Raw genomic sequence first — 25492 nt, 5'->3', positions numbered from 1 at the left:
GCACCCCGCAACCTCACACCGATCCGAACCGCCGGCGGCAACGAATCACCGGCATGCGCCACGCCAACACCGCCGAGCTGGTGGTTCTGCTCGACGAAGACGGTCAACCCATCGGCTCGGCCCCCAAGACGCAGGTGCACCATGCGGCCACCCCGTTGCACCTGGCGTTCTCCTGCTACCTGTTCGACGAGGCGGGCCGCGTCCTGTTGACCCGCCGGGCCCTGCACAAGCGCACGTTCCCCGGCGTGTGGACCAACACCTGCTGCGGCCATCCCGCACCGGGCGAATCGATCGCCGGCGCGGTGACCCGACGGGTGCGCGAGGAACTCGGACTGCAGATCGCCGACCTGCGCTGTGTGCTGCCCGACTTCCGCTACTACGCGGTCGCCAGTGACGGCGTGGTGGAGAACGAGATGTGCCCGGTGTTCTGCGGCCGGGCCGTCGGTCCGGTGCGCCCCGCCCCCGACGAAGTCGCCGACCACGTGTGGGTGCCGTGGCACCAGCTGCGGGCGGCCGCCGCGCTGGGCTGGGCGATCAGCCCGTGGGCGACCGAACAGGTTCCGCTGCTGGACGAGGCTGGGATCGGACACCAGAGCTAGGACCTCAGCTCGAAAAGCCGCTCGGCGTAGGCGAGATCGTCGCGCCACAACCGGTTGGCGGCCTGGCGCATCAGTGGCCGGATCACCGGCGCCGCGACCAGACCCACACCGAAGCGCGGGCGGTCCGAGTGCGCGACGACCGCCTCGATCACCGCCGTCCGGGGCCGGCCGTCGGGACCCGGACCCAGCGGAGTCGCGTGGGTCTCGACCACACTGCCCCTGCCCTCCCCCTCGACGATGCGCATCACCACCGTGCGCGGGCCGGGCGTGGTGAACTCGGCGATGACCGGCACGCCCAACCGGCCGATGTGGAACGTCACCTCGACCACGAAACGGTCCAGGTCCTCGGGAAGGTCGTCGTCCGCCGCGGGCGCGCTGAGCACCCGCAACCGGGTGAACGAGTAGGGGTGGAACCACGCGCCGTGCCACGGGTCGAGTCGGTTGGCGACGATGTCGCGGGGCTCGCAGACGCCCTCCAACCGGGTGACCGCAGCCAGCGTCGGCTCGCCCGGGCGCAGCGGCACCACCGGCGCGTCCGTCGGCGCTGACACCGGGGTGCCAGCTTCGGTGCCAGATTCGGGGTCCAGGCGCACCCAGCACAGCACGCCGTCGTCGTACGCCGGATAGGGCTTCCACGTGCCGTGCCGGCGCTCGCCGAGCCGCAACCCGTGCCAGGGGCACACCAGCGTGCCGCAGTCCACCGGCGCGGTCGCCAGGTCGGCACCCAGATGCGGGCACGACCGCGGCGCGACCAGCAGCGCACCGTCGACACCCCGCCAGGCCACCAGCTGCCGACCGGCGACCGTGGTCCCGAACGCCTTCGTCGAGATCTGCGAACTTCCCCCGATGACGAACCAGTTGCCGCCCGCTCTGCGGCCGGCGCGGCGCAACGCGGCATCGATCACCTTCGGGTTGGCGTCCTGCCACGTCGGCGTCTGAGCCGACCACGGGGTCGACGGCACCAGCTCGAACGGCCACGCCTTGGCGACCCGGGCCCGCAGCACCGACAGCGCGCTCACCGGGCACCCCCGGCCGAGGTGGCCAGCCTGCGCAGCAGCGTCGAGCGGCCGCTGTTGGGCACGGTGTGCAGCGCATGTCCGGCGAGCCCGAATTGCGCCAGCAGCTCGTTGGCGGCCGTCCAGCCCGTTGTCGCCGCCCGTTCCATCAACGCCACCGGCAGGTCGATGCGGACACCGTCCCCGGCGAGTTTCAGGTGCGGATCCGGGGTGGCCACCGTGGGCCGGTCGGCGAAGTCGCCGGGGGCGAATCGCGGGCAGTCGTCGCGGCGCAGCAACCGTTCGGCCACGATGGACGCGGTCGCGGTCTCCGGGTAGAGCTCGTGCATCCGCGCGATCAGGCCGTCGCGCACCTCGGCGTCGCCGTCGCGGACCGAGTAGGCGTGCAACTCCACCACCGAGCCGCCGGTACGCATCGCCCAGTCGGCGGCCTCGCGTTCGTAGCGCTCCAGCACACTGATGTTGTCCAACGGCTCGCGGCCCCCGGTGCCGACGAACGCAGCCCGGTCGTGCCGCACCGGGCGGTCCAGCCACAACCGCAGCACCACGAACGGCGGTGCGGTGCCCATCGCGTCGATCCGCTCCCGCCACAACGGATCTCCCAGACCGGGCGACGCCGCCACCACTCGGCGCAACGCACCGACGTCGGTGGCCAGCACCGCGGCGTCGGCCGACCACACCTTGCCCTGCCCGCCCGACACCGTCACCCCGTCGGCGACCGTCACCTGTTCGACCTCGGCGCCGGTGTGGAACACCACCCCGCGGCCCTCCAGATAGCTCCGCAGTGGATTCCACAGGGCCACATCGAAGTTCGCGTTCGCGACGTCGAAGATCAAACCCTCACTGGAACCCAGGAAGTAGATGTGGAACATGGTGACCAGCTCACCGGCCGACAGCGTCTCGGGCCGCGCGAAGAAGCTGCGCGCGAACACCTCGAAGGCCAGATGCCGTGCGGCGTCGGGAAAGTTGATGTCCCGCAGGAAAGTCGCCGCGTCGCGGCCGTCGAGCAGGTCATAGGTCTCGGGCACCGACACCGCGGCCAGCGGCGCGGCGGCCTTGGCATCCAGGCGTACCAGGTCCCGCAACCGGAAGGTGGGGCTGCGCAACGCGAATGCCAGCGCGTTCAGCGGCGGGGTCTGCGGCAGCCCGCGGAACGTGTCGCGCCGGCCCGCCCCGTCGATCAACGGATAGTCCTCGACCGGGGTCAGCGCCGACAGGCCAGGGTCGCTGCGCCGCAGCATCGCCCGCAGGTTGTAGTACTGCCGGAAGAAAGCGTGAAAGCCGCGGTTCATCGCGACCGGGGTGCCGTCGGCCAGGGTGTCGGCCCAACCGCCCACCCGCCCGCCGAGGTAGTCCTGCTTCTCGATGACTTCGACCTCGACACCGCGCTCGGCCAGACCGGTGGCCGCGGCCAGACCCGCGATCCCGCCGCCCACGATCACCACCCGTCGGCGCTGCGCGCCCGCGGCGGTCCGCCCCGGTGAGCCCGGCCAGGTCTGCCGACGGCGATCGAAGCCGTTCCGGCTCACGGAATCCTCTCCACGCTGATCCACCCTCACGCTTTTCGAAGTCGCATACGGTTCACCCACGCCTTACCGATGCCCGCTACGGCCACCGCCAATCGTCGGGGTTTACCTACCGTCGCACGCCGACCGAAAATCTCGAAGTCGATCGCCTCGATACGCGCCAGGATGTCCGAGTACAGCGTCAGCGCCGCACCGACGCACGGCCGCGACGCCGGTGCCAGCGCGTCGATCCCCGGCCGCGCCTGGTCATAGACCCGGCGCGCCACCGCGTGTTGTTCGGCCAGCGCGGCCCGCACCCGGCCGTCGGTGCGCCGGTGGGTGTGGCACCAGGTCAGCAGTTCACGGTCGACTCCGTGCACGGCCAGCTCGTCGGCCGGCAGGTACACCCGTCCGCGGGTCAGGTCCTCGTCGACATCACGCAGGAAGTTCGTCAGCTGGAACGCCTTGCCGAGTGCGGCCGCATACGGCGCCGCCTCGTCGCGCGGCCCGACGGTGCCCAGCACCGGCAGCATCTGCAGCCCGATCACCTCCGCCGAGCCGTACATGTAGCGCTCCAGCGACTTGCGATCCGGATAGTCGGTGACGGTGAGGTCCATCCGCATCGAAGCCAGGAAGTCGTCGAAAAGATCCCAGCCGATGTCGTAGGTCCGTGCGGTGTGCACCACCGCGGTCAACGTCGGGTCGCCGTCGCAGGACCGGTTCTCCACCAGGCAGTCGTAGAGCCTGGTGGACAGCTGCTGTAGCCGCTGCGCGCGCTGTTCGAGGGTCAAGGTGCCGGCCAGATCGTCGAGGATGTCGTCGGCAACCCGGGCGAACCCGTAGAGCGCGTGCACCGCGGGACGCTGTTTGGGCGCCAGCAGCCGGGTCGCCAGGAAGAACGTCTTGCCGTGCGCGGCGTTGATGGTCCGGCAGTGCCGGTAGGCCTCCCGCAACTGCGGATCCCGTACACCCGCCGCATCGAGCTCCATGCTGATCATCAGAGATTGACCTCCGAGGTGAGACGGCGGACGGGGACGCCGGTGACCCGGTCGGCGGCCAGCCGGCCCGACAGGATCGCGGTCGGCACCCCGACCCCGGGAACGGTGGACGAACCGGCCAGCACGACGTTGTCGATGCCGCGCACGGTGTTGGCCGGCCGGAACGGTCCGGTCTGGGCGAAGGTGTGCGCCAAGGCGAACGGAGTGCCGGCCGCCATGCCCTGCCTGCGCCAGTCGGCCGGCGTGACCACGTGCAACACCTCGGCGTCGTCACCGACACCGGGCATCCGGGACCGCACCGCCGAGAGCATCTGCTCGACGTAGCCCGACCCGGCCGCGTCCCAGTCCAGACCGCCGACGTCGGTGTTCGGCGCCGGCGCCAGCACGTAGAGCAGGTCACGTCCGGCCGGCGCCAACGACGGATCCCCGGCCGTCGGCCGGGTGACCAGCAGCGACGGGTCGCCCATCACCCGGCCGTCGTCGATGATGTCGCGGAACGTCTGCTTCCACGCATCGCCGAACAGGATGGTGTGATGGCCGGCCTCTCGACCGGCGGTGTCGTCTCGACCGGCGGTGTCGACAGCCGCGCAACCCACGTGGGCGACCACCGCCGACGGCGCCGGCCGCAGCCGCAGCGGCCGCCGCGGGGTGCGGCCGACCAGCCGGTAGGTGTCGGGCAGTTCGGTGGTCAGCACCACCGCGTCCGCGGGCACCCGCCCGCCCTCGACGGTGCGCACCGCGCTGACCCGGGACCCGTTGAACTCCAGCTCGGAAACCGTTGCGCCGTAGACGAATTCAACGCCGGCGCGGGTGGCGGCGGCGGCCATCGCATCCGGCAGCGCGCGCATCCCGCCGCGTGGGAAGTACACCCCCGCGACGGTGTCCATGTAGGCGATGACCGCGTAGACGGCCAACGCGCTCTGCGGCGGCACCCCGGCATAGAGCGCCTGGAACGTGAACACCCGCAGTAACCGCTCGTCGTCGAGGAAGCGGCGCACGACCGGTTCCCAGCGGCGGAAACCGCCGAGCGCGACCAGCTTGGCCAGCGACGGGGTCACCAGTGACAGCGGCGAGTCGAAGTTGTTCGCGATGAACCCGTCGAACTCGGTGCGGTACAGCTTGGTCAGCCACTCCCGCAGCCGCAGATAGCCGTCGGCTTCCTTGCGGCCGGCGAACCGTTCGATCTCGGTGGCCATCGCCGCGGCCTCGGTGTGTACCGCCAGCGCACTGCCGTCGGCGAACTTCGCGTGATACGCCGGGTGCACCGGGTCGATGGGCAGGCAGTCGGCCAGCGACTCACCCACCGCCGCGAACGCCTCGTCGATGATGTCCGGCATGGTCAGCACCGTCGGCCCGGTGTCGAGCCGGTAGCCGTTGACGTCGGCGCGACCGACCCGCCCACCCGGGTGCGCACCGCGCTCCAACACGGTGACCCTGCGGCCCCGGCCGGCCAGCTGCAACGCCGCCGACAGCCCGGACAACCCGGCGCCGACGATGACGACGTGATCGGTTTTCCCGCCGAGTGCGCGCATCACGCGGCCCGCTGGGTGCAGGCGACGGCCATCTCGGCCAGCGCGGTTCGGGGGATGTCGGGGATCGGCGCCCCGTCGAGGAACCGCAGGGCCGCGTCATGTCGTTGCCCGATGAGATCCTCGATCCATTGCACGGCCCCGCTGGCCGCGATCAGCGTGCGCCAGCGGTCGACACCGTCGGCGTCGATCTCGGGACTGCGCATCAACTCGGCGAGTTGACGCCGCACGCCCGGCTCGGCCAGTTCGTAGGCGGCGACGACGACGCTGGTGGCCTTGCCCGCCTCCAGGTCGGTGCGGGCGGGTTTACCGGTCTGCGCCGGCGAACCGAACACCCCGAGGATGTCGTCGCGCAACTGGAACGCCTCCCCGATCGCGGCACCGTAACCCGACAACGCGCCGGCCACCTCGACGCCACAACCGGCCATGGCAGCCCCGAGCTCGAGCGGACGGCGCACCGTGTAGTTGCCGGATTTGCGGCGCAGCACGTCGAGCACCTCGGTCAGGGTCGGGAACGTCTGGCAGCTGTTGAGCAGATCGGAGAGCTGACCCACGGCCAACTCGGTCCGCATATCGTCGTAGCGGGGCAGCACCCGGGCCAGCGCGTCAGCGCCGATCCCGCTGCGCCGCAACATCTCCTCGGCCCAGACCAGGCACAGATCGCCGAGCAGGATCGCCGCGGACTCACCGAACCGATCCGCCGATCCGGCCAACGCGCGGTCGCGGTGCCAGCGCGCGAACACCACATGTGCGGTGGGCCGGGCCCGGCGCAGCGAGGAACCGTCCATCACGTCGTCCTGGATCAGCGCAAAGGTGTGCAACAACTCCAGGCTGGCCGAAGCCCGCAGGGCCGCCGCGTCCTCGGCCGCACCGCACAACCAACCCAGGTACATGAACGTCGACCGGACATACTTGCCCCCGTCGAGGAAACTGCACAGCAGTTCGCCCGCCACCTCGACACCGGCGCCGTCGAGGCGTCGGACGCATTCGCCGCGGACGAACTCGCCGAGTTGCTCGCGCACCTCGGTCCGGACGTTGTCCCGCCAGATCCTCAGCTCTGGTTCCGCCAGCTGCGTGCCGGCACGTTCACCTGTGCTCAAAGCGCAGACCCCTCCTTGTGTCGACCCATGCGTGACCACCGCTTGTGGTCCATTCGAACCTGCGACCGCTCCGGATTGGTCGGATGCGTCATTAATTTCTGACGATCAGCCGGCGCCGCGGCATGGCATGCCGGGCGGGGCTGCGGGGTGCACCGATGCCCAGTCGGGTGTGCCACCGGGCCAGCGGTGCGGGCGCCCACCAGTTCCACCGTCCCATCAGATGCATCACGGCAGGTAACAGCACCATGCGCACCAGCGTGGCATCGATCAGCACCGCCAGCATCAGACCGAGCCCGAACATCCGCATGAACGACACCTGGGCGGCGATCAGCGCACCGAACGAGATCGACATGATCAACGCCGCCGCGGTGACCACCCGTCCGGTGTGCGCCAGACCGAGCGCCACACTTTCGTCGTTGTCTTCGCGGGTGCGGCCACTGGCGAGCCAGAACTCGCGGATTCGGGCGATCAGGAAGACCTCGTAGTCCATCGACAGCCCGAACGCGATGCAGAACAGCAACACCGGCATGTTGACCACCAGCGTCCCCGTCGGGGTGGTGCCCAGGGCGCCGAGGTTGCCGTCCTGGAAGATCCACACCAGCGCGCCGAAGGCCGCCGACAACGACAGCGCGTTGAGGATCAGCGCCTTGACCGGGAGCACGACACTGCCGGTCAGCAGGAAAAGCAGGGCGAAGGTGATCACGGCGATGATGGCGAGCACGACGGGCAGCCGGGCGGTGATGGACTCGACGCTGTCCCGGTTGATCTGCGCGATACCGGTCATCTGGACCGCCCGGTCGCCGGGACCGGGCAGTGCACGCAACCGGTCCAGCTGCAGGTCGGAGTCCGCCGAGAAGGACGGCGCGGTGCTGCCGACGGTCAGGTACGCCGCCCCGTCACGCTCTGCGGCCGCCCCGGTCGGCGGGCCGACCCGGCGGCCGTCGACGAACGTGCCCGTCGGTGCGACCACCATCGACACCTGCGGGATCGTCGAGGCCGACAGCGCGTAGCCGTCGTAGTCCTGCGGTGTCAGACCTACCGCGTCGGGCACCACCACGGTCACCGCCGCCTCGGAGTTGTCCGAGAACTCGGTGCGGAGCAGATCCCCCACCTGATGGGCGCTGGCCGAAGCCGGCAGCACCCGGTCGTCGGCCAGACCCCAGGACACCCCGAGGAACGGCAGACCGAGGCTCACCAGCAACACCGCACCGGCCAGCCCCACCGGCAACGCCCGGCGGGTGACCAGTTTCGTCGAGCGGTACCAGAACTTCTGCTCCGCAGGCGGCTCGGTCAGCGGGCCGCGCCGGAACAGCCGGCGGACGTCGAACGCATCCAGCCGGTCACCGGCGAGCACGATCGCCGCCGGCGTGACCAGGATCGCCGCGCCCGCGCACAGCGCGACGGTTGCGATGCCGGCGTAGGCGAACGATTTGAGGAAGTACATCGGGAACAGCACCAGCGTCGCCATCGACAGCGCGACCGTCAGCGCCGAGAACAACACGGTGCGGCCCGCGGTCGTCATCGTGGTGATCAACGCACGGTCGCGGGCTGCTCCCGCGGCGATCTCGTCCCGGAAGCGGCTGACGATCAGCAGCGTGTAGTCGATCGCCAGTGCCAGACCGAGCGCGGTCGCCAGGTGCAGCGCGAAGATCGACACCTCGGTCCACATCGCGACCAGCCGCAGCACCGACATCGATGTCACGATCGCCAGCCCGCCGACGGCCACCGGCAACGCCGCGGCCAGCAGACCCTTGAACACCCAGACCAGCACCAGGAAGCTCAGCGGTATGGCGATCGCCTCCATCACCAGCACGTCACGCTGGGTCTGGGCGTTGATCTGGGCGTAGACGATCGTCGACCCGCCGGAGAGCACAGTGATGCCCTCGTGCCGCGGCAACACCGTGGCCTCCAGATCCTCGACCAGGGCCGCGGCCCGGCGGGGGACGACGTTCTCGCCGCCGCTGAACTCGGCGATCACCAGCCCGGTCCGGGTGTCCGCCGAGGTCAGCGACGCGGCCTGCTCCGGCCCCACCGTCCACGCCGAGACCACCTTGACCACGGCCGGGTCCGACGCGACCCGCTCGGTGATGTCGGTGCCGGCTGCCCTGGCGGTGGGACTGTCGACGCCCTGCGGATCGGTGACCGCGAGGACCAGTTGCATGTCGCCGCGGCCGAACGTGTCCACCAGGGTCTGCGCCGCCCGGGTGGACTCCGCCGTCGGATCCTGGAAGCCACCGGCGGTCAGACTGCCGGCCACCGGGATGCCGAAGATCGCGGCGCCGACCATGACCAGCGCCGCCACCGCCACGATGCGGCGCGGTGCCGCAATGGCCCACAACGCAATTCGATGCAGCAGAAGGCGCCTCTTCTCGATCACCCCCGGCGAGCGCCGGACTGAGGGACAGCCTGTTCCCTGGCCCCGCCGGTTGAAAACACGGTGCGGCGAAATGTCCGCGTTCTGTCACACCTGGGTTCTGTCACATCGTGGGTTCGTGCCTCGTCTTTCCACTATGACGACCACCCGAATCGAACCCCTGCCCCCCGCCCGCGCCTCGCTGCTGACCCGGCTGATGTGGCGCTACGCCAAACGCCGCTTCGGCGAGGTGCCCGAACCGTTCGCGATCTACGCTCATCACCGCGGACTGTTGTTCGCCGGCGCGGTGCACGAGGGACTGCTGGAACGGGCGTCCTCCCGGCTGCCGGCAAGCGTGCGTGAACTGGCCGTCTACTGGACCGCGCGGCAGATCGGTTGTTCGTGGTGCGTGGATTTCGGCTCGATGCTGATGCGCCTGGAGGGTCTGGACCTGGCCCGGTTGCGCGAGATCGACGACTACGCGACGTCGCCGCGTTTCAGCGACGACGAGCGCGCCGCGATCGCCTACGCCGCGGCGATGACCGCAGACCCGCACGCCGTCACCGATGAGCAGGTCAACGACCTGCGCCGCCGGTTCGGCGCCGACGGGGTCATCGAGCTGACGTATCAGATCGGGGTGGAGAACATGCGGGCGCGGATGAACGCCGCGCTAGGCATCACCGAGCAGGGCTTCAACTCCGGGGACGCCTGTCGGGTGCCGTGGGCGGCATCCGGGTAGGGAGGACCGCCACCCATGGTCGGTTAGGGTGGCCTAACCGACCATGCGATTCGGCGTACTCCTGAACATGGGCGCGGCCCTGCGGGTGTCCTTCCGCGACGGTGACCACCCGCACGTGCTCCAGGCACCCGCACGTCACCTCGGCCCCGACGGCCGTCCGCTGGAGTCGCTGCGCATATTCGGCGACCACGTCATCCCGCAGCTCACCCGCTGACGTTGCCCGAATCGCCGGCCACCGGCGTCCGCAACGGCGAGCCGGTGAATTTGTCCGGGTTGGCAATGTCGTAGATCGCCACCACGCGCCCGTCGCGAACGGCCAACGCCTGGATGCGCGGGGTGATCTCCGGCGCCTCACCGGTGGCTTCGACGCCCGGCGAATAGAGTCCGAGTTCGCCGTTGACCAGGCCCAGTCTCCCGCCGGCCAGCAACCGGTGCGGTCCGTAACGGTGGGTCAGACCGATGAGGAACCGGGCCACCTTGTCGCGACCGTGGATCACCCGCACCGCCGTGGGCGCCCTGCGATTCGCATCGCCGGTGAACGTCACATCCGGATGCAACAGCGCCACCACCTGGCCGAGGTCACCGGAAGCCATGGCGGCCAACAGCTTTCCGACCACCTCGGCATGGTCGGCGGCCGGCGGCGGCGCGGTCGCGACGGCGCGCCGGGCCCGCGAGGCCAGCTGGCGCGCCGACTCCGCCGACGACCCGAGCACCTCGGCGATCTCGGCGAACGGCACCGCGAAGCCGTCGTGCAGCACGAACGCGACCCGCTGATCGGGCGTCAGGTTCTCCAGCACCACCATCGCGGCAAAGCGGGCGTCCTCGTCGGCGACCACCGCCGCCAGCGGGTCGGCACCGTTCAGTTCGGTGACCACCGGCTCGGGCAGCCACTGACCGAAGTAGGTTTCGCGCCGGTGCGACGCCGACCGCAGCCGGTCCAGCGCCAGCCGACTCACCACCGTCGTCAGCCACGCTTTCAGGTTGTCGATCGGTGGCGTGCGGTGCCCGGCCCAGCGCAACCAGGCGTCCTGGACGATGTCCTCGGCGTCGGCCACGGTGCCGGTGAGGCGGTAGGCCACCGACAGCAGGTGCGCGCGGAGTTGCTCGAACTCCCCGACCCGCGTGCTCGCGGTCATGATTTGAGTGTAGAACCGGCCACCACTGCACCAAAATGAGACGGATTTCGTCGCGAAGTTTCCAGCATGCAACGATTTCCGCGTACGAGGCGCGCAACAGACACCGGAACCGTATATTCCGCGCATGGCAATCAAGGAGGACCCGCCGGTCCCCGCCGTCGGCGGTAAGGGCCTGCAGGCCGGGGCACTCGGTTTGGTGGGCAATGTCGTCATCGGGCTGGCGGCCGTCGCCCCGGCCTACAGTCTGGCGGCCACCCTCGGCTACGTGGTGCTGGCCGTGGGCGAGAAGGCACCGGCGATGTTCGTGCTGGCATTCATCCCGATGCTGCTCGTCGCGTTCGCCTACAAGGAGTTGTCCCAGGACACCCCCGACTGCGGCACGACGTTCACCTGGGGCACCAAGGCGTTCGGTCCGTGGATCGGTTGGATCGGCGGCTGGGGTCTGGCGGTGTCGGCGATCATCGTGCTGGCCAACGTCGCCGAGATCGCCGCCATCTATCTGTTCAACTTCCTGGGCCTCGATCAGCTCGCCGAGAACGTGTTCGCCAAGGTCTCCCTCGGCTCGTTCTTCATCATCGCAATGACGCTGCTGTCGGCGCGCGGCATCGTGGTCAGCGAGCGCATGCAGAACGTGCTGATCACCATCCAGTTCGGGGTGCTGATCGTGGTCAGCATCATCGCGCTGGTCCGGGTGTTCGCCGGCAATGCCGGCGCCCAGGCCATCACCCCGCAGCTGTCGTGGCTCTGGCCGGGCGGGCTCGACTCCAGCGCCATCGCCGCCGCGATCATCCTGTGCATCTTCATCTACTGGGGTTGGGACGCCTGCCTGGCCGTCGGCGAGGAAACCAAGGACCCGGGCCGCACACCCGGGATCGCGGCGCTGATCACCACCGTGATCCTGGTGTGCACCTATGTGCTGGTCGCCTACGCGATCCAGTCCTTCGCCGGATTCAGCTATGTCGGTATCGGTTTGAACAACCCGAACAACACCGACGACGTGCTGACCGTGCTCGGCGAACCGGTCGCAGGCACCATCGCGGCGTCGGCGCTGCTGCTCACGGTCTCGGTGTCGGCGCTGTCGTCGACCCAGACCACCATCCTGCCCACCGCCCGCGGGACGCTGTCAATGGCTGTCTACGAAGCCATTCCGCGCCGGTTCGCCTACGTTCACCCCCGGTACATGACACCGGCATTCGGCACCATCGTGATGGGTGCGTCCGCGCTGTTCTTCTACATGCTGCTGACCGCCCTGTCCGAGAACGCGCTGGCCGACTCGGTGGCGTCGCTGGGCCTGGCGGTCGCCTTCTACTACGGCATCACCGCCTATGCGTGCGTCTGGTACTTCCGCCGCACGGTGTTCGCCTCGATGCGCAACCTGTTCTTCCGCGGGATCTTCCCGCTGCTGGGCGCGCTGGCCATGACCTGGGCGTTCTTCCAGAGCGCCTACGACATGATCCAACCCGACTACGGCTACACCGCATTCGGACCGCTCGGCGGAGTGTTCGTCCTCGGCGTCGGCATGCTGGTGCTCGGCGTCCCGTTGATGCTGGCCTGCTTCGCATTCGGCACCAAGCGGTTCTTCCGCGGCGAGACGCTGAACGCGACCACCGAGGTCAAGGTTCCGGATACCTTCTGAGAAAGCAGGTCCCGCAATGCATCTGACAGTCGGCTACCTTGCCACCCCCACCGGCGACGACGGTGTCGCGCTGGCCAGCGCGTTGGCGCGGACCTTCGGCGCCAGCGTCGACGTGGTGCTCGTGGTCCGCGAGGAACTGCCCGACGGCCACCCCGGCCGGCTCGAATACCAGCAGATGCTCGTCCAGCGCGGCGAGCAGTGGATCAGCAAAGCCGTCGCCGCGCTGGCCGCCGACGGCGTGAACGCGGCGTCGTCGGTGATCGTCGGAGAGTCGTTCGCCCAGACCCTTGTCGACTTCGCCGAGCAGAAGTCGTCGGACCTCATCGTCGTCGGCGGTGCCCGGGACGGGTTCTTCGGCAGGCACACCATCGGGCCGGTCACCGGGGCGCTGCTGCACTCGTCGTCGATCCCGGTGGCGCTGGCTCCGCGCGGCTACGCCGAAGACCCCGACGAGTCCATCGAGGCGGTGACCGCAGCGGTGCCCACCCGGCCGGGTGACGACAACCCGCTGCCGTTCGCCATCGCACTCGCCGGCGCGGCCGGTCTGCGGATCCGGATGCTGTCGCTGGTGTCGGCAGAGAACCTCGCGCAGGCCGGCAGCGCCAAGGAGGTGCGGGCACTGCAGCGCACCGCCGCCGAGGAGAACCTGGCGATCGCCGCCCGCGCTCTGCCCGACGCCCCCGAGATCGAGTCCCTGGTCGCCGACGGGATGACGCTGGAGTCGGCGCTCAAGAAGCTCAAATGGGACGACGGCGATCTGCTGGTGGTGGGCTCCAGCCGATTCGCCGCGCCGCAGCGGATCTTCCTCGGCTCGACGGCCGCGCGGATACTGGCCGGTGTCGACGTCCCGGTGATCGTGGTCCCCCGCGACGGGGATTGACTGCGCGGGGTGGCCACGGAGCGCGGTGGCGGCGGGCACCGCGAAGGTGCACTGCCGGTAGCTCAGCACCGCCTCGCACTACCGTGAGTGCACCCTGGCGCACCGACGCCCAGGGCCTCACACCGGCCGGACCCTACCGCTTGGTGAAAATCGTGCGATGCCAATCCTTGTCGGCCACACCGGTGATATCGCTCATCACATGCTTGATCGACAGGTACTCCTCGAGCGAGTACTGGCTCATGTCCTTGCCGAAGCCCGACGCGCCGAAGCCACCGTGCGGCATCTCGGAGATGATCGGGATGTGGTCGTTGATCCACACGCAGCCCGCGTGGATCTCCCGCGACGCCCGCTGGGCCCGGTACACGTCGCGCGTCCAGGCTGAGGCCGCCAACCCGTAGGCGGTGTCGTTGGCCTGCCGGATCGCGTCATCGTCATCGGTGAACGACCGCACCGCCAACACCGGCCCGAAGATCTCGTCACGCCACACCTCCGAGGACTCGGACACGTCGGCGATCAACGTCGGCCGGTAGAACGACCCCGGGCCCTCCGGGGCGACACCCCCGGTGACGATCCGCCCACCCTGGCCGGGGGCGCGCTCGACCATGCCCGCAACCTTCGCGCGGTGCGCCGCCGAGATCAGCGGACCGAGATCGGTGTCCGGGTCGTGCGGGTCGCCGACAACGACTTTGCCCATCACCTCCGCGACCCCGGCCACGAAATCGTCGTAGAGCGGCTGCGCGACGATCGCGCGGGTCGCGGCGGTGCAGTCCTGTCCGGTGTTGATCAGCGCCCCGGCCACCGCACCCTGGATCGCGGCATCGAGGTCGGCATCGTCGAACACCACGAACGGGGCCTTACCGCCGAGCTCGAGTTGGGTGCGGTGCCCATGCTCGGCCGCGGCCAGCATCACCTTGCGGCCCACCGGCGTGGATCCGGTGAACGTCACCATGTCGACGTCGGCGTGGCCGGCCAGCGCGGTACCGACGTCGGCACCGGAGCCGGTCACCACGTTGAGCACACCGGCGGGCAGACCGGCCTCGGCGGCCAGCCGGGCCAGCGTCAACGTCGTCAGCGGGGTGATCTCGGCGGGTTTGATCACCACCGAACATCCGGCGGCCAACGCGGGCAACACTTTCCACACCGCCATCTGCAGCGGGTAGTTCCACGGGGTGATGGTCGCGACCACCCCGACCGCCTCACGACGGATCGACGAGGTGTGATCGCCGGAGTACTCGCCCGATGCCTTGCCCTCCAGGTGGCGGGCGGCGCCGGCGAAGAAGTCGATGTTGTCCACGCTGCCCGGGACGTCGAACTCGGTGGCCAGCCGCAGCGGCTTTCCGGTCTGACTGACCTCCTCGGCGGCCAAATCGGCCGACGCCTCCGCGGCCAGGCCGGCCAGCTTGGCCAGCACCGTCGAGCGCTCGGCCGGGGTGGCCCCGGCCCACCCGCGCAACGCGGCCCGCGCCGACGCGACCGCCGCGTCGACGTCACCGGGCTGGGCCAGTGCGTACTCGGCGACCGGCGCGCCGGTGGCCGGGTTGATGACCTGATGTACCGGCCCGCGGGTGTCGACGGGCGCTCCGTCGATCCAGCTGCCGGCGACGACGGGAGGCGAGGAGACTGCGGTCATGGCGCCAACGCTATCGCGCACCGCCAGACAAAGCTACGCATTACCGCAGCAGTGGACACCCGCAACGATTGATTTCATGGTCATGGTTGCCTGCAACGACGGATTCCGTGCACAATCTCTGGCATGGCCAACCCGGGGTTACCGCACGCCGTCGGCCCTGTCTCGTTCCGGGTCAACCAGTCGCGCCCCGGCGCGGCCTTTCAGCTCGACGAGCTGTCCAAGGCGATCATCGAGAAGTTGCAGCAGGACGGCCGACGGTCCTACGCCGGCATCGGCAAGGCCGTCGGGCTTTCGGAGGCCGCAGTGCGCCAGCGGGTCCAGCGCATGGTCGACGCCGGGGTGATGCAGATCGTGGCCGTCACCGATCCGATGCAGCTCGGCTTCGCCCGCCAGGCCATGATCGGCATCAAGTGCACCGGCGACACCACCAAGGTCGCCCAGAAACTCGCCGAGATGGAGTCCGTCGACTACGTGGTACTCACCGCAGGATCGTTCGACGCGATCATCGAGGTGGTCTGCGAGGACGACGACAGCCTGCTCGAACTTCTCAACACCCAGATCCGCGCACTTCCGGGAGTGATATCCACCGAAACCCTTGTTTATTTAAAACTTGTTAAGCAGCAATACAATTGGGGTACACGATGACAACAACCGATATCGCTCCGCAGGTCGGCTCCGACCTGAGCGCCAAAGCCGACCGCCATCTCTGGGGGCACTTCGCCCGGCATGGGCACGGCATCACGCCGCCGATCATCACCCGTGGTGAAGGTGTGCACATATGGGACAGCACCGGCCGCCAGTACATCGACGGGCTCTCGGGCCTGTTCGTCGTACAGGCCGGGCACGGCCGCAAGGAGCTCGCTGAGGCGGCCGCCAAGCAGGCCGAGCAGCTGGCGTTCTTCCCGCTGTGGTCCTACGCGACGCCGACGGCGATCGAACTCGCCGACCGACTCGCCAGTTACGCTCCCGGCGACCTGAACCGGGTCTTCTTCACCACCGGCGGCGGCGAGGCCGTCGAGAGTGCCTGGAAGTTGGCGAAGAACTTCTACAAACTGACCGGCAAGCCCGGCAAGTTCAAGGTCATCTCGCGGGCGATCGCCTACCACGGCACGCCACAGGGCGCGCTGGCCATCACGGGCCTGCCGGACTTCAAGAAGCCGTTCGAGCCGCTGACCCCCGGTGGGTTCCGCGTACCCAACACCAACATCTACCGCGCGCCCGCGCCGTATGACACCGACCCGAAGGCGTGGGGGCGGTACTGCGCCGATCGCATCGCCGAGGCCATCGAGTTCGAAGGCCCCGACACCGTGTGTGCGGTCTTCCTGGAGCCGGTGCAGAACGCCGGTGGCTGCTTCCCGCCGCCGCCCGGGTACTTCGAGCGGGTCCGGGAGATCTGCGACGAGTACGACGTGCTGCTGGTCTCCGACGAGGTGATCTGCGCATTCGGGCGCATCGGATCGATGTTCGCGTGCGAGGACATCGGCTACCAGCCCGACATCATCACCTGCGCCAAGGGCATGACGTCCGGCTACTCGCCGATCGGCGCGATGATCGCCAGCGACCGGCTGTTCGAGCCGTTCAACGACGGCAAGACCGTGTTCGGGCACGGCTACACCTTCGGCGGGCACCCGGTGTCCTCGGCGGTGGCGCTGGCCAACCTCGACATCTTCGAGCGTGAGGGCCTCAACGACCACGTCAAGCAGAACGCGCCGGTCTTCCGGGCCACCCTTGAGCAGCTGCTCGAGCTGCCCATCGTCGGTGACGTCCGCGGCGAGGGCTTCTTCTACGGCATCGAGCTGGTCAAGGACAAGGCCACCAAGGAGACGTTCAACGAGGACGAGAGCGAGCGGCTGCTGCGCGGCTTCCTCACCTCCGCGCTGTTCGAGGGCGGCCTGTACTGCCGGGCCGACGACCGCGGCGACCCAGTCGTGCAGCTGGCGCCGCCGCTGATCAGCGGCAAGAAGGAGTTCGACGCGATCTACGACATCCTTCACCGCGTGCTCAGCGAAGCGAGCCGGATGCTCTAGTCCTCGCGCCGAGAATGTGCATTCCGCGCGCGCTCACCCCAGAGGGCGCCGCGCGGGGTGTGAGTCCGGCGCTTCGCTCGCGATTCCTCCCCCAAACCCGCGGTGTTTTACTGGTCGGACCACCGGCCATGGGTTAGGCTTGGTCTCCAGCGGAGGGAGGACCCGTGGCCATGGAAGCTACTGGGTACCACATCGAACCAGTTCGTCGGTTGAAGGTCGCTGATGCCGTTGCTGCCCAACTCGGACGACTCATCGACGCCGGCGAATTCCAACCTGGGCAGAAACTCCCCGCCGAGCGCGTGCTGGCCGAACGATTCGGTGTGGGGCGCAGTTCGATGCGCGAGGCGTTCCGGAGCCTCGAAAGCCAGGGCTTGGTCCGCGTCGAGCACGGCATCGGAGTGATCGTCCTCGACCCTGCTCAGCGTGAGCAGAGCGCGAACACCACCATGCTCGTCGTCGGTGAGTACACCGTGCCGGAATTGTTCGAGATCAGGCTGCCCCTGGAGCGGGACGCGGCCGGCCTGGCCGCCAAGCGGATCGGACCGAACGAAGCGGCCGAGTTGCATGCCATTCTGGCCAAGGCCGAGGACCCGAACATCTCGGACGCGGACTACATCGAGCTCGACGCCGAGCTGCACATGGCCATCGCCCGTGCGACGAAGAACTCCCTGTTCGCCAGCGTGATGACGGGCCTGCGGCCGTGCTTCTTCCAGTACTCCCAGCAGGTCCTGCAACTTCCCGACCGCCGCAAACGGGCGCAAGAGGGCCATCGAAGGATCGTCGACGCCGTGGTCGGCGGAAAAGTGAAGGAAGCCCGGGCGGCTGCGGTCGCACACATCCGCGACGTGGAAGAAGATCTCGTCGAGTACCTCGCCGCCGAGGAGCATCAGCCAGACCTCTGACCGTCCCGCGCGGTCTGCCCGCCCTCGCGGGTTGTTCAGTCATCAGATCACCTGTTATGCAGTCAGGAGGCACGCTCGTGCACCAGCCGTACCTGGAAGCCACTGATTCGCGTCTCGACAGACTCGTCACGTCGGCCGAACCGCGGCAAGTCGCCACCGGCTTCGTCTTCACCGAGGGGCCGGTATGGGACGGACACGGTCAATGGCTGACGTTCAACGACATCCCGGCCGATCGCATGCTGCGCTGGGACCCGCGCGATGGAGTGCGTGTGGTTCGCGAACCCAACAACATGGGCAACGGGATGACCGATGGCCCCGATGGTGGGCTGCTCGTCTGTGAACACGCCACCAGTCGGCTCGTGCATATCGACGGGCAGCGGGCGACCGTGATCGCCGAACGCTTCGGCGGTAGGGAACTGAACAGCCCGAACGACGTGATCGTCAGCTCTTCTGGCGTCATCGTCTTCACCGACCCGTACTACGGCCGCACCGGGTTCGTCGGAGTGCCGCGGCAGCCCGAGCTGGCGTTCACCGGTGTGTACGCGCTGCGCCTCGATGCCGGACAGCCGCCACCCGAACCGACCCTGCTGACGGCGGACATGGGATCGCCCAACGGACTGTGCCTGTCGCCCGACGAACGCTTCCTCTACGTCGCAGACACCGAGCAGTTCGAGATTCGCCGCTATCGCTTCCACGATGACCACCTCAGCGACGGGACGGTCTGGGCGCGGACCCTCGGCGGAGAGGCCGACGGTCCGGACGGTCTGCGGGTGGACGAGTTGGGCAACGTGTACTGCGCAGGCCCCGGCGGCATCCACGTCTTCGCCGCGTCAGGAGAGCCCCTCGGCAGAATCCGGTTTCCGGAGGTCGTGGCGAACCTGACGTGGGGCGGCCCGGACGGCCGCACCCTGTTCGTCTGTGCTTCGACGTCGGTGTACGCACTGACGACTACGGTGACGTCCGGCCGGCGCCAGTGACACCGGAGTCAGCGCACCATCGAGGTCGCGGCGCGCACGATCAACGCCATCGACGCCGCACCCGCATCGATGTTGCCCCTGGTGCGCTCCCTGAGGTAACTCGCCCGGCCCTTCCTGGCCACCATGTCAGCCGTGCCGTCTCGACCGCGTTCGGCAGCGTCCGCCGCGCTGTCGAGAGCGTCGGCGAGCGAGCCTCCGGCGGCTAGGACGCGCTCCAGTGCACCGACCGCAGGGGCGAGTGCGTCGTACAGCGTCTTGTCCCCCAACTCGACCTTCCCGCGTTCGGCGACGCCACCGGCACCCGCCCGGAACATCTCGGCCACCATCGGTGCATCCAGCGATTCGGCCGTCCCCGCCGACTTGGCCATCCGCAGGAAGAACGTCCCGTACAACGCTCCGCTGGAACCACCGATGGTGTCCACCAACGTCATTCCCGAGTCCTTGAGGACGGCCGCAGGCGTCCTCTCGGACGCCGACGCCACCGCGTCGCGGACTGCCGCGAAGCCGCGCGCGAGATTGGAGCCGTGGTCGGCGTCGCCACTGGCGGCGTCGAGATCGCACAGCGCGTCCTCGTGGTCGGTGACCTGTCGCGCACACTCCTCGATCCAGCGGACCAGGGCGGCAGAGTCGATCTTCTCCATGTCAGGCCTTCCATCGCAGTGCGGGGGTGTGGATCGGGCGCTCCCACAGTTCGAGCAGTTCGTCATCGAGTTCGAGCACCGTCAGCGCCGCTCCCGCCTGATCCAGTGAGGTCACGAAACTGCCCACCAGTGACAGTGCAGGTTCGAATCCGCGCTCCCGTAGTCGACTCGCGACCTCGCCGTAGAGCAGGTAGAGCTCGCTGTCCGGAGTACCACCCATCCCGTTGACCAGAACCAGCAGCCGGGCGCCGGTTGATGGCCGCAGGTCGGTGAGAACGGCATCCAGCATCAGGTCCGCAAGCCGGCCGGCGCCGAGCATCGGGGCGCGTTCGCGGCCCGGCTCCCCGCTGATCCCGATTCCGAGCTCGATCTCACCGTCCGGCAGATCGAAGATCGGTCGGCCTCTCAACGGTGGTGTGCACGAGGACAGTCCGACCCCGAACGATCGGGAGCGGGCGTTCACCCGTTCGGCGATCTCCTTGACCTGCGCCAGTGAGTTGCCCAGTTCGGCGGCCGCTCCGGCGATCCGCTCCACCAGCACCGTCGCTCCCAGACCGCGCCCGCCGGCGTTACCGGACGCTGTCGCGACGTCGTCGTCGACGAGGACCGACGCGATGTCGATGTCGTCGTCGTCGTCGAAGTCGAGTATCTCCTCGGCCATCCCGAAATTCATCACCTCGCCCGGGAAGTTCTTGATCACGTGCAGCACCCCGGCGCCGCCGTTCACGGCCCTGGTCGCGGCCACGATCTGGCGGGGCACCGGCGAAGTGAACACCTGCCCGGCCACGGCCGCGTCGATCATTCCCGGCCCGACGAAGCCGGTATGCAAAGGCTCGCAGCCTGATCCGCCCCCGGCGACGATGCCGACCTTCCCCGCCACGGGGGCGCCCGCGCGCAGAATGATCCGGTTCTCACGGTCGACAACGATGATGTCGGGGTGCGCTGCGGCCAGACCCGCCAGATAGTCGTCGACCACACTTTCCGGCGTGTTCAGGATCTTGCGCATGAGGTGGTCAGCGACGGTGCCGGTCATGAGCGACCTGCCGAGGTGCGCCGGCGGACCCATTCGCCCAAGGCGATCGCCGCCAGGATCACCACACCGGTGATCAGCAACTGCGTCGGCGTGGTCAACTGCATCAGCAGTACGCCCTGGGACAGCACGCCGAGGACGAGCACGCCGAGCAGCGTGCCCAGGATGGTCCCACGCCCCCCGAAAAGCGCTGTCCCGCCCAGAACCGCAGCCGCGATGGCCGTCATCTCGATCCCGGAATCACCCTGCGCGAACGAGCCCGCACTGAGGAAGCCGGCAACGATCACGCCGGCGAATCCGGCCAGCGCACCACTGAGCGCGAGCACACCGAACTTGAGTCCGCGGACGTCCAGCCCCGCCAACCGCGCGGTCTCGGTGTTCGATCCGACCAGGTACAGCCGGTAGCCCAGAACAGACTTGTGCAGCAGCACGAAGATCAGCACCAGTACCACCGCGGTGTACAGCAGAGGTCGGTTACCGCCCAGCGTCGAGTCGAAACCGAAGTAGTAGGTGAACTCCGGATCGATGATCGGGATATCGACGTTTCCGGGCGAAAGTGCCTGCGCCACTCCGATACACACGGTCCCGGTGGCCAATGTGACCAGAAACGACGGGAAGAGGCGTACCAGTCGGGCCACTCGTGCGGTGAGCACACCGTTGACGATCCCGACCACCGCGCCCGCGCCGACCGCGGCCAGCACCGCTACCGGCCACGCCATCCCGGCGTCGAGAATCCGCGCGACCACGACTCCCGACAATCCGATCACCCCGGCCACCGAAAGGTCGACCTCGCCTGCGACAAGACAACAGGTGATGCCACACGCGACGATCGCCAATGCCGCGCTGTCCTGGACCATGGCCAGCAGATTGCCCGGCAACAGGAACATTCCGTCCGGGGCTGCGAAGGCAAAATAGGCGACCAGGACTGCCAGCACGCCCGCCGCGGCCGCCGGACCCGCGAGATCCATCGCGGGCCTTCCGACCGGAATCGCGCTGGGTGCCAGAGGGACATTGGTATCCACCTCCCCGGCTCTCAGGTCACTCATGCGACTGTTTCCTTTCGCCTCGGCGCCCGCATCAGTAACACGGCCGCACCTATGACGACACCGCGGACGATGTCCTGTCCGGAGCTCGGCAGGCCGACCGCCTGAATCCCGCTCCCGAGGAATCCGATGAGTATGGCGGCCAACACCGTCCCGGCGATCGAGCCGCGACCGCCACCCAGGCGAGTGCCGCCGAGGATCACCGCGGCAAGGGCGTCGATACCGAGTCCCGGCATCGACAAAGCGTCGCCGAAGCCTGTGCGGCCGACCAGTATCACTCCGCCGATCCCGGCGCACAGACCGCTGATCGCGAAGACCGCGGCCCGGTGCCGGGCCACGGAGAGTCCGACCAGGCGAGCCATCTCGTGGTCGGAGCCGGTGGCGCGCAACCACAGACCGAATCGACTGCGACTCAATGCGACTGATGCCACGAAGACAACCAGGGCTCCGTAGAGGATCACCACCGGTACACCCAGGAGACTTCCGGAGAAGGACGCGCCGAGCCGGCCCGCCACGTCGACCGCCGACAAGCTGACGGTGAGCGCGAGGCCCTGCACCACTCCCAGAATCGCCAGGGTGGACAGAAAGGAGGGAATCTTCAAACCCAGGACCAGCAGTGCGTTGACCGCGCCCAGCCCGGTACCGACGAGCAGACCGAGCGCCACCGCCGCCACCGCGGGCAGGCCCCACGCCGTCACCGCTTGGGCGACCAGGACCGACACCAGCGCAGTGATCGCCCCGATCGACAGATCCAACTCGCCGGCGAGCAGCACGAACGTCAAGCCGACCGCCACCACGACCAGTGTCACGTTCTGTCTCAGTACATCGGCGAGGTTGGCCGGTGACCCGAAGCCCGGCGCCAGCACCGAGAACAGCAGAACCAAGCCGACCAGAACACCGGCCAGCAGCAGCAACCTCGGCTCGACCGACCAGCGCGCCGTCGCGATCGGTGACCACATTCGCCTGGGCTCGAGGGTCGGCATCTGGGTCATGGCTGTTCTCCCGTCGCGGCGATGAGCAAAGAGTTCTCGTCGGTCTGCGCACCCTCGAGTTCATCGACGACCCGGCCGGACCTGACGACGAGGATCCGGTGGCAGACCGCGGCCAACTCGTCGAACTCCGAGGAGACGAGCAGTATCGCGACACCCTCGGCTGCAAGCGAATTCAGCAGCAGCCGGATCTCGCGCTTGGCTCCCACGTCGACACCCACGGTCGGGTCGTCGAGCATGAGGACCGCCGGAGGGTGGCCGAGCAGCGCGCGGGCCAGGATCGCCTTCTGCTGATTGCCACCACTGAGGTTGTCGATCGGCAGAGACATCGAGTCGGCTTTCACACCGACCTCCGAGCATTTTCGCGAGGCCGAGCGGAACGCGGCGGTCCTGCGCAACAGCCCGCCTCGACCTGTGTACACGCCCAGTCGGGCGGAGACCGTGTTCTTCCAGAGCGCCTGGCCCGAGAAGATGCCCTGGGTCTTGCGATCACCGGGCACCAAGCAGATGCCCGCTCGCAGCGCCGCTCTGGGCGAGTCGACGACAACCCGCTGACCACCGACGGCGATCGTGCCGTCACGGATGGGTTCGTCACCGAACAGCGCGTGCAGCACGTTACTGCATCCGCTGCCCAATGTTCCTGCCAAACCCACGATTTCGCCAGGGCGCACGGTGAGATTCAGGTCGGCGACCGTACCGGACCGTGTCGACAGATTGCTCACCGACAGCGCCGGGTCCACGTGATCGAACGACGTCGTACCTGAGGTTCTGGTGGCCTCGGTCGAAATTGCTTCGCCCAGCATGAGGTGCACGAGTTGTTCGGTGTCGAGTGCCGACGCGGGTTCGGTCGCCACATTGCGACCGTCCCGGATGACGGTGACGGTGTCGGCCAATTCGAAGACCTCTGCCAGATGGTGGGTTACGTAGAGAATCGACACACCGGTGTCGCGGAGCCGGCGCAGCAGCGCCATCAGATGATCCTGTTCGGGTCGCGACAGCGCGGCCGTGGGCTCGTCGCAGATCAGAACCCTGGCCTCTCCCGAGAGTGCACGCAGAATCTCGACCATCTGGCGTTGGCCCACCGTCAGCTCGCCGCACAGCGCGTCGAGCGGCATGGCGACCCCGAGCCTCGCCACGAGATCGGCGGCAGTGTCGCGGACGCGCCGGCGATCGAGCAGGCCGAGCCGGTTGACCGAGGGGCGCCCCAGCACGATGTTCTCGGCCACCGTCAGGTCGGGAAGTACGCTGAGCTCCTGGTAGACCATCGCCATGCCGAGCCGGTCTGCGTCGGCTGGGCGGGTCGGCCTGATCTCTTTGCCGTCGAGCAGAATTCGGCCGCTCGAGGATGAGTACACCCCGCGCAGCAGCTTCATGAGCGTCGACTTTCCGGCGCCGTTCGGTCCGACCACGGCGCGGATCTCACCTCGCCGCACCGTCATGGTCACGTCGCGCAGGGCAGTCGTGGCGCCGAACGACTTCGTCAGGTTCTCCACGCGCAGCACATCGGCGCCGATGTCGAGACTCATGTCCACGGCAGAGCCCTGCCTCCCCAGTCGTTGGAATAGGCCTGTGCGACATTGGCGCTGGTCGTCGGCGTGCCCTTGGCGGTCACGACGAGCGGGACGTCCTTGCCGAGCAGGATCTTGCCCATCACATGCGCGTCGGCCCGGCCCAGTTGGGCGATGGGCAGGCTGTAGGCCACCGCGACCGGCCAGCCACCGTCGAGCAGCTGCGTCGCGGTGCCCTGCTCGAGGTCGAAGGCGATGATCCAGACGTCGCGGCGGCCCGCCGACCTGATGGCTGCCGCCGCTCCCGCATAGCGATAGCTCAGTACCGCGATCACGTGTGCGTCCGGATTGGTGGCAAGGACTTGCGCCACCGCGGACTCGACCTCCGTCGACTCGCCCGCCGGCGCGGCGCGCACGAAATTCAGGCGTGCGACGGATTGGGTTTCGGGAGCTTTGACGCCCTGCTCCAGCCCGATCTCCCGGGCGATGTCGAAGTAGGCCGGCTGGCGGCTGGGGATGAAGACGACGTCGGATTCGGTGATGCCGTTGCGCGCCAGGATCTCGGCCATCGGAAGGGCCAGCGAGCGACCGCATTCGACCTGGTCGGGCATCAGGGTGCAGGTGGTCGGGTAGTAGGCCGAACTGGGCGCCACCACGCTGGTCGTGGGTATGTCGGCGGCCTGGTACTTGCGCATGGCGGCGCCGAACAGGTTCCAGTTGACCGCCAGCGTTCCTGCGACGGCGATCTGGGATCCCACCAGAGCCTGAGCACCGCGGATGTCCCGGTCGGCACGCCCCTGAACGTCATAGACGGTCGGCTTCGGCGCCCATTGCGAGACCTCGTCGAGCCAGAATTCGTTCCAGCCTGCGACCGCCGGCACGTAGAGCCCGTACCACTGGTGGCCTATCCGCGGAGCACGTCGCTGCAGCTCGGCGACTTCCTCCTCGGACAGTGTGACCTCGGGTGCCCGCCAGTCCACCGCGTCGTTCGCTGTTCGGTCCAGCCACCAGGCGATGGCCTCGTCCACCGAGGTAGCGACGGGCTCACGTCCGTAGGGGTAGTAGCGGGACGACCATCCGGCAACCTCGCGCTCGGGGGCGCCGCACGCCGCCAGCGCGCCCGCGAGCGCGGGCAGGGTCAGGCCCATCGCGGCGCCGGCACGCAGGAAGTGCCGGCGTGGCAGACCGCCTGCACGGCGACGTTCGACGAGTTCGCGCACCTCGCGCGACGGCGGTTCGGGCGGTGGCATGTGA

The 25492-nt window shown here is 68.7% G+C and carries 22 protein-coding genes and 1 pseudogene; 9 read left to right on the top strand and 14 right to left on the bottom strand.

All coding sequences use genetic code 11. The features are described 5' to 3' along the window. Window positions 1-53: 53 nt before the first annotated feature. Entirely contained in the window at window positions 54-599 is a 546-nt protein-coding gene (idi, locus tag ACNUDN_RS07025; protein WP_419121276.1) for an isopentenyl-diphosphate Delta-isomerase, read from the top strand. On the opposite strand, the gene ACNUDN_RS07020 is transcribed toward idi, so the two are convergent. The 6 genes from ACNUDN_RS07020 to ACNUDN_RS06995 all read right to left on the bottom strand — a co-directional run bounded on the left by ACNUDN_RS07020 (window position 596) and on the right by ACNUDN_RS06995 (window position 9103). Then, the gene (locus ACNUDN_RS07020) at window positions 596-1618 is read right to left on the bottom strand and encodes a DUF5914 domain-containing protein (protein WP_419121275.1); all 1023 of its coding nucleotides are present in this window, start codon (window positions 1616-1618) and stop codon (window positions 596-598) included. The two genes, idi and ACNUDN_RS07020, sit on opposite strands and share 4 nt — an antisense overlap. Beyond that, window positions 1615-3144: an FAD-dependent oxidoreductase gene (locus ACNUDN_RS07015; protein ID WP_419121274.1), complete on the bottom strand. Its 1530-nt coding sequence runs from the start codon at window positions 3142-3144 to the stop codon at window positions 1615-1617. Before ACNUDN_RS07015 ends, ACNUDN_RS07020 begins: the two co-directional genes overlap by 4 nt. 26 nt (window positions 3145-3170) lie before the next feature. Then, complete coding sequence (locus ACNUDN_RS07010; RefSeq protein ID WP_419121273.1) at window positions 3171-4118, bottom strand: phytoene/squalene synthase family protein; 948 nt, start codon at window positions 4116-4118, stop codon at window positions 3171-3173. Then, window positions 4118-5650, bottom strand: a complete 1533-nt coding sequence (gene crtI, locus ACNUDN_RS07005) for a phytoene desaturase family protein (RefSeq protein WP_419121272.1) — start codon at window positions 5648-5650, stop codon at window positions 4118-4120. Before crtI ends, ACNUDN_RS07010 begins: the two co-directional genes overlap by 1 nt. After that, a complete protein-coding gene (locus ACNUDN_RS07000; RefSeq protein WP_419121271.1) occupies window positions 5650-6747 on the bottom strand; it encodes a polyprenyl synthetase family protein in 1098 nt (365 codons plus the stop codon). The genes crtI and ACNUDN_RS07000 overlap by 1 nt, the downstream gene beginning before the upstream one ends. 91 nt (window positions 6748-6838) lie before the next feature. Continuing rightward, entirely contained in the window at window positions 6839-9103 is a 2265-nt protein-coding gene (locus tag ACNUDN_RS06995; protein ID WP_431961088.1) for an MMPL family transporter, read from the bottom strand. Window positions 9104-9224: 121 nt separating this feature from the next. On the opposite strand from ACNUDN_RS06995, the pseudogene ACNUDN_RS06990 reads away from it, so the two are divergent. Further along, a pseudogene (locus ACNUDN_RS06990) lies at window positions 9225-9839 on the top strand (carboxymuconolactone decarboxylase family protein); the annotation flags it as partial. A gap of 43 nt (window positions 9840-9882) precedes the next feature. Further along, window positions 9883-10053 carry a hypothetical protein gene (locus ACNUDN_RS06985; protein ID WP_419121270.1) on the top strand — a complete coding sequence of 57 codons (171 nt, stop codon included), beginning with the start codon at window positions 9883-9885 and terminating at the stop codon, window positions 10051-10053. Here ACNUDN_RS06985 and ACNUDN_RS06980 read toward each other — a convergent pair. Next, a complete protein-coding gene (locus ACNUDN_RS06980; protein ID WP_419121269.1) occupies window positions 10043-10975 on the bottom strand; it encodes a sigma-70 family RNA polymerase sigma factor in 933 nt (310 codons plus the stop codon). The two genes, ACNUDN_RS06985 and ACNUDN_RS06980, sit on opposite strands and share 11 nt — an antisense overlap. A gap of 124 nt (window positions 10976-11099) precedes the next feature. On the opposite strand from ACNUDN_RS06980, the gene ACNUDN_RS06975 reads away from it, so the two are divergent. Beyond that, entirely contained in the window at window positions 11100-12611 is a 1512-nt protein-coding gene (locus ACNUDN_RS06975; protein WP_419121268.1) for an APC family permease, read from the top strand. A gap of 16 nt (window positions 12612-12627) precedes the next feature. Beyond that, window positions 12628-13491, top strand: a complete 864-nt coding sequence (locus ACNUDN_RS06970) for a universal stress protein (RefSeq protein WP_419121267.1) — start codon at window positions 12628-12630, stop codon at window positions 13489-13491. Between the two features lie 133 nt (window positions 13492-13624). On the opposite strand, the gene ACNUDN_RS06965 is transcribed toward ACNUDN_RS06970, so the two are convergent. After that, window positions 13625-15121, bottom strand: coding sequence for a gamma-aminobutyraldehyde dehydrogenase (locus ACNUDN_RS06965; protein ID WP_419121266.1), 1497 nt, complete (start codon window positions 15119-15121; stop codon window positions 13625-13627). 123 nt (window positions 15122-15244) lie between these two features. Between ACNUDN_RS06965 and ACNUDN_RS06960 the strand changes: the two genes are divergently transcribed. The 4 genes from ACNUDN_RS06960 to ACNUDN_RS06945 all read left to right on the top strand — a co-directional run bounded on the left by ACNUDN_RS06960 (window position 15245) and on the right by ACNUDN_RS06945 (window position 19027). Further along, window positions 15245-15766 (top strand): Lrp/AsnC family transcriptional regulator, encoded by a 522-nt coding sequence (locus ACNUDN_RS06960; RefSeq protein ID WP_419121265.1) that lies wholly within the window; start codon window positions 15245-15247, stop codon window positions 15764-15766. After that, window positions 15763-17148, top strand: a complete 1386-nt coding sequence (locus tag ACNUDN_RS06955; protein WP_419121264.1) for an aspartate aminotransferase family protein — start codon at window positions 15763-15765, stop codon at window positions 17146-17148. The genes ACNUDN_RS06960 and ACNUDN_RS06955 overlap by 4 nt, the downstream gene beginning before the upstream one ends. A 170-nt stretch (window positions 17149-17318) precedes the next feature. Further along, complete coding sequence (locus ACNUDN_RS06950) at window positions 17319-18050, top strand: FadR/GntR family transcriptional regulator (protein ID WP_419125046.1); 732 nt, start codon at window positions 17319-17321, stop codon at window positions 18048-18050. 77 nt (window positions 18051-18127) lie between these two features. After that, complete coding sequence (locus ACNUDN_RS06945) at window positions 18128-19027, top strand: SMP-30/gluconolactonase/LRE family protein (RefSeq protein ID WP_419121263.1); 900 nt, start codon at window positions 18128-18130, stop codon at window positions 19025-19027. Between the two features lie 8 nt (window positions 19028-19035). Here ACNUDN_RS06945 and dhaL read toward each other — a convergent pair whose 3' ends face one another. From dhaL to ACNUDN_RS06915, 6 genes are read right to left on the bottom strand one after another with little or no spacing between them, the layout of a single operon-like run. Further along, window positions 19036-19668, bottom strand: a complete 633-nt coding sequence (dhaL, locus tag ACNUDN_RS06940) for a dihydroxyacetone kinase subunit DhaL (RefSeq protein ID WP_419121262.1) — start codon at window positions 19666-19668, stop codon at window positions 19036-19038. Between the two features lies 1 nt (window position 19669). Next, entirely contained in the window at window positions 19670-20674 is a 1005-nt protein-coding gene (locus ACNUDN_RS06935) for a dihydroxyacetone kinase subunit DhaK (protein WP_419125045.1), read from the bottom strand. Window positions 20675-20697: 23 nt separating this feature from the next. Further along, on the bottom strand, window positions 20698-21744 hold the full coding sequence (locus ACNUDN_RS06930; RefSeq protein ID WP_419121261.1) for an ABC transporter permease: 1047 nt from the start codon (window positions 21742-21744) through the stop codon (window positions 20698-20700). Beyond that, a complete protein-coding gene (locus ACNUDN_RS06925; protein ID WP_419121260.1) occupies window positions 21741-22733 on the bottom strand; it encodes an ABC transporter permease in 993 nt (330 codons plus the stop codon). Before ACNUDN_RS06925 ends, ACNUDN_RS06930 begins: the two co-directional genes overlap by 4 nt. Then, window positions 22730-24256, bottom strand: coding sequence for a sugar ABC transporter ATP-binding protein (locus ACNUDN_RS06920; RefSeq protein ID WP_419125044.1), 1527 nt, complete (start codon window positions 24254-24256; stop codon window positions 22730-22732). The genes ACNUDN_RS06925 and ACNUDN_RS06920 overlap by 4 nt, the downstream gene beginning before the upstream one ends. Then, window positions 24253-25488, bottom strand: coding sequence for a type 1 periplasmic-binding domain-containing protein (locus ACNUDN_RS06915; protein ID WP_419121259.1), 1236 nt, complete (start codon window positions 25486-25488; stop codon window positions 24253-24255). Before ACNUDN_RS06915 ends, ACNUDN_RS06920 begins: the two co-directional genes overlap by 4 nt. Window positions 25489-25492: the final 4 nt, after the last annotated feature.

Source organism: Mycobacterium sp. smrl_JER01, from assembly GCF_048513595.2.
In the GTDB taxonomy this organism is placed as follows: domain Bacteria; phylum Actinomycetota; class Actinomycetes; order Mycobacteriales; family Mycobacteriaceae; genus Mycobacterium.
Note: the sequence above shows the minus strand (reverse complement) of the source record. Positions and strands in the feature narration are given on the sequence as shown.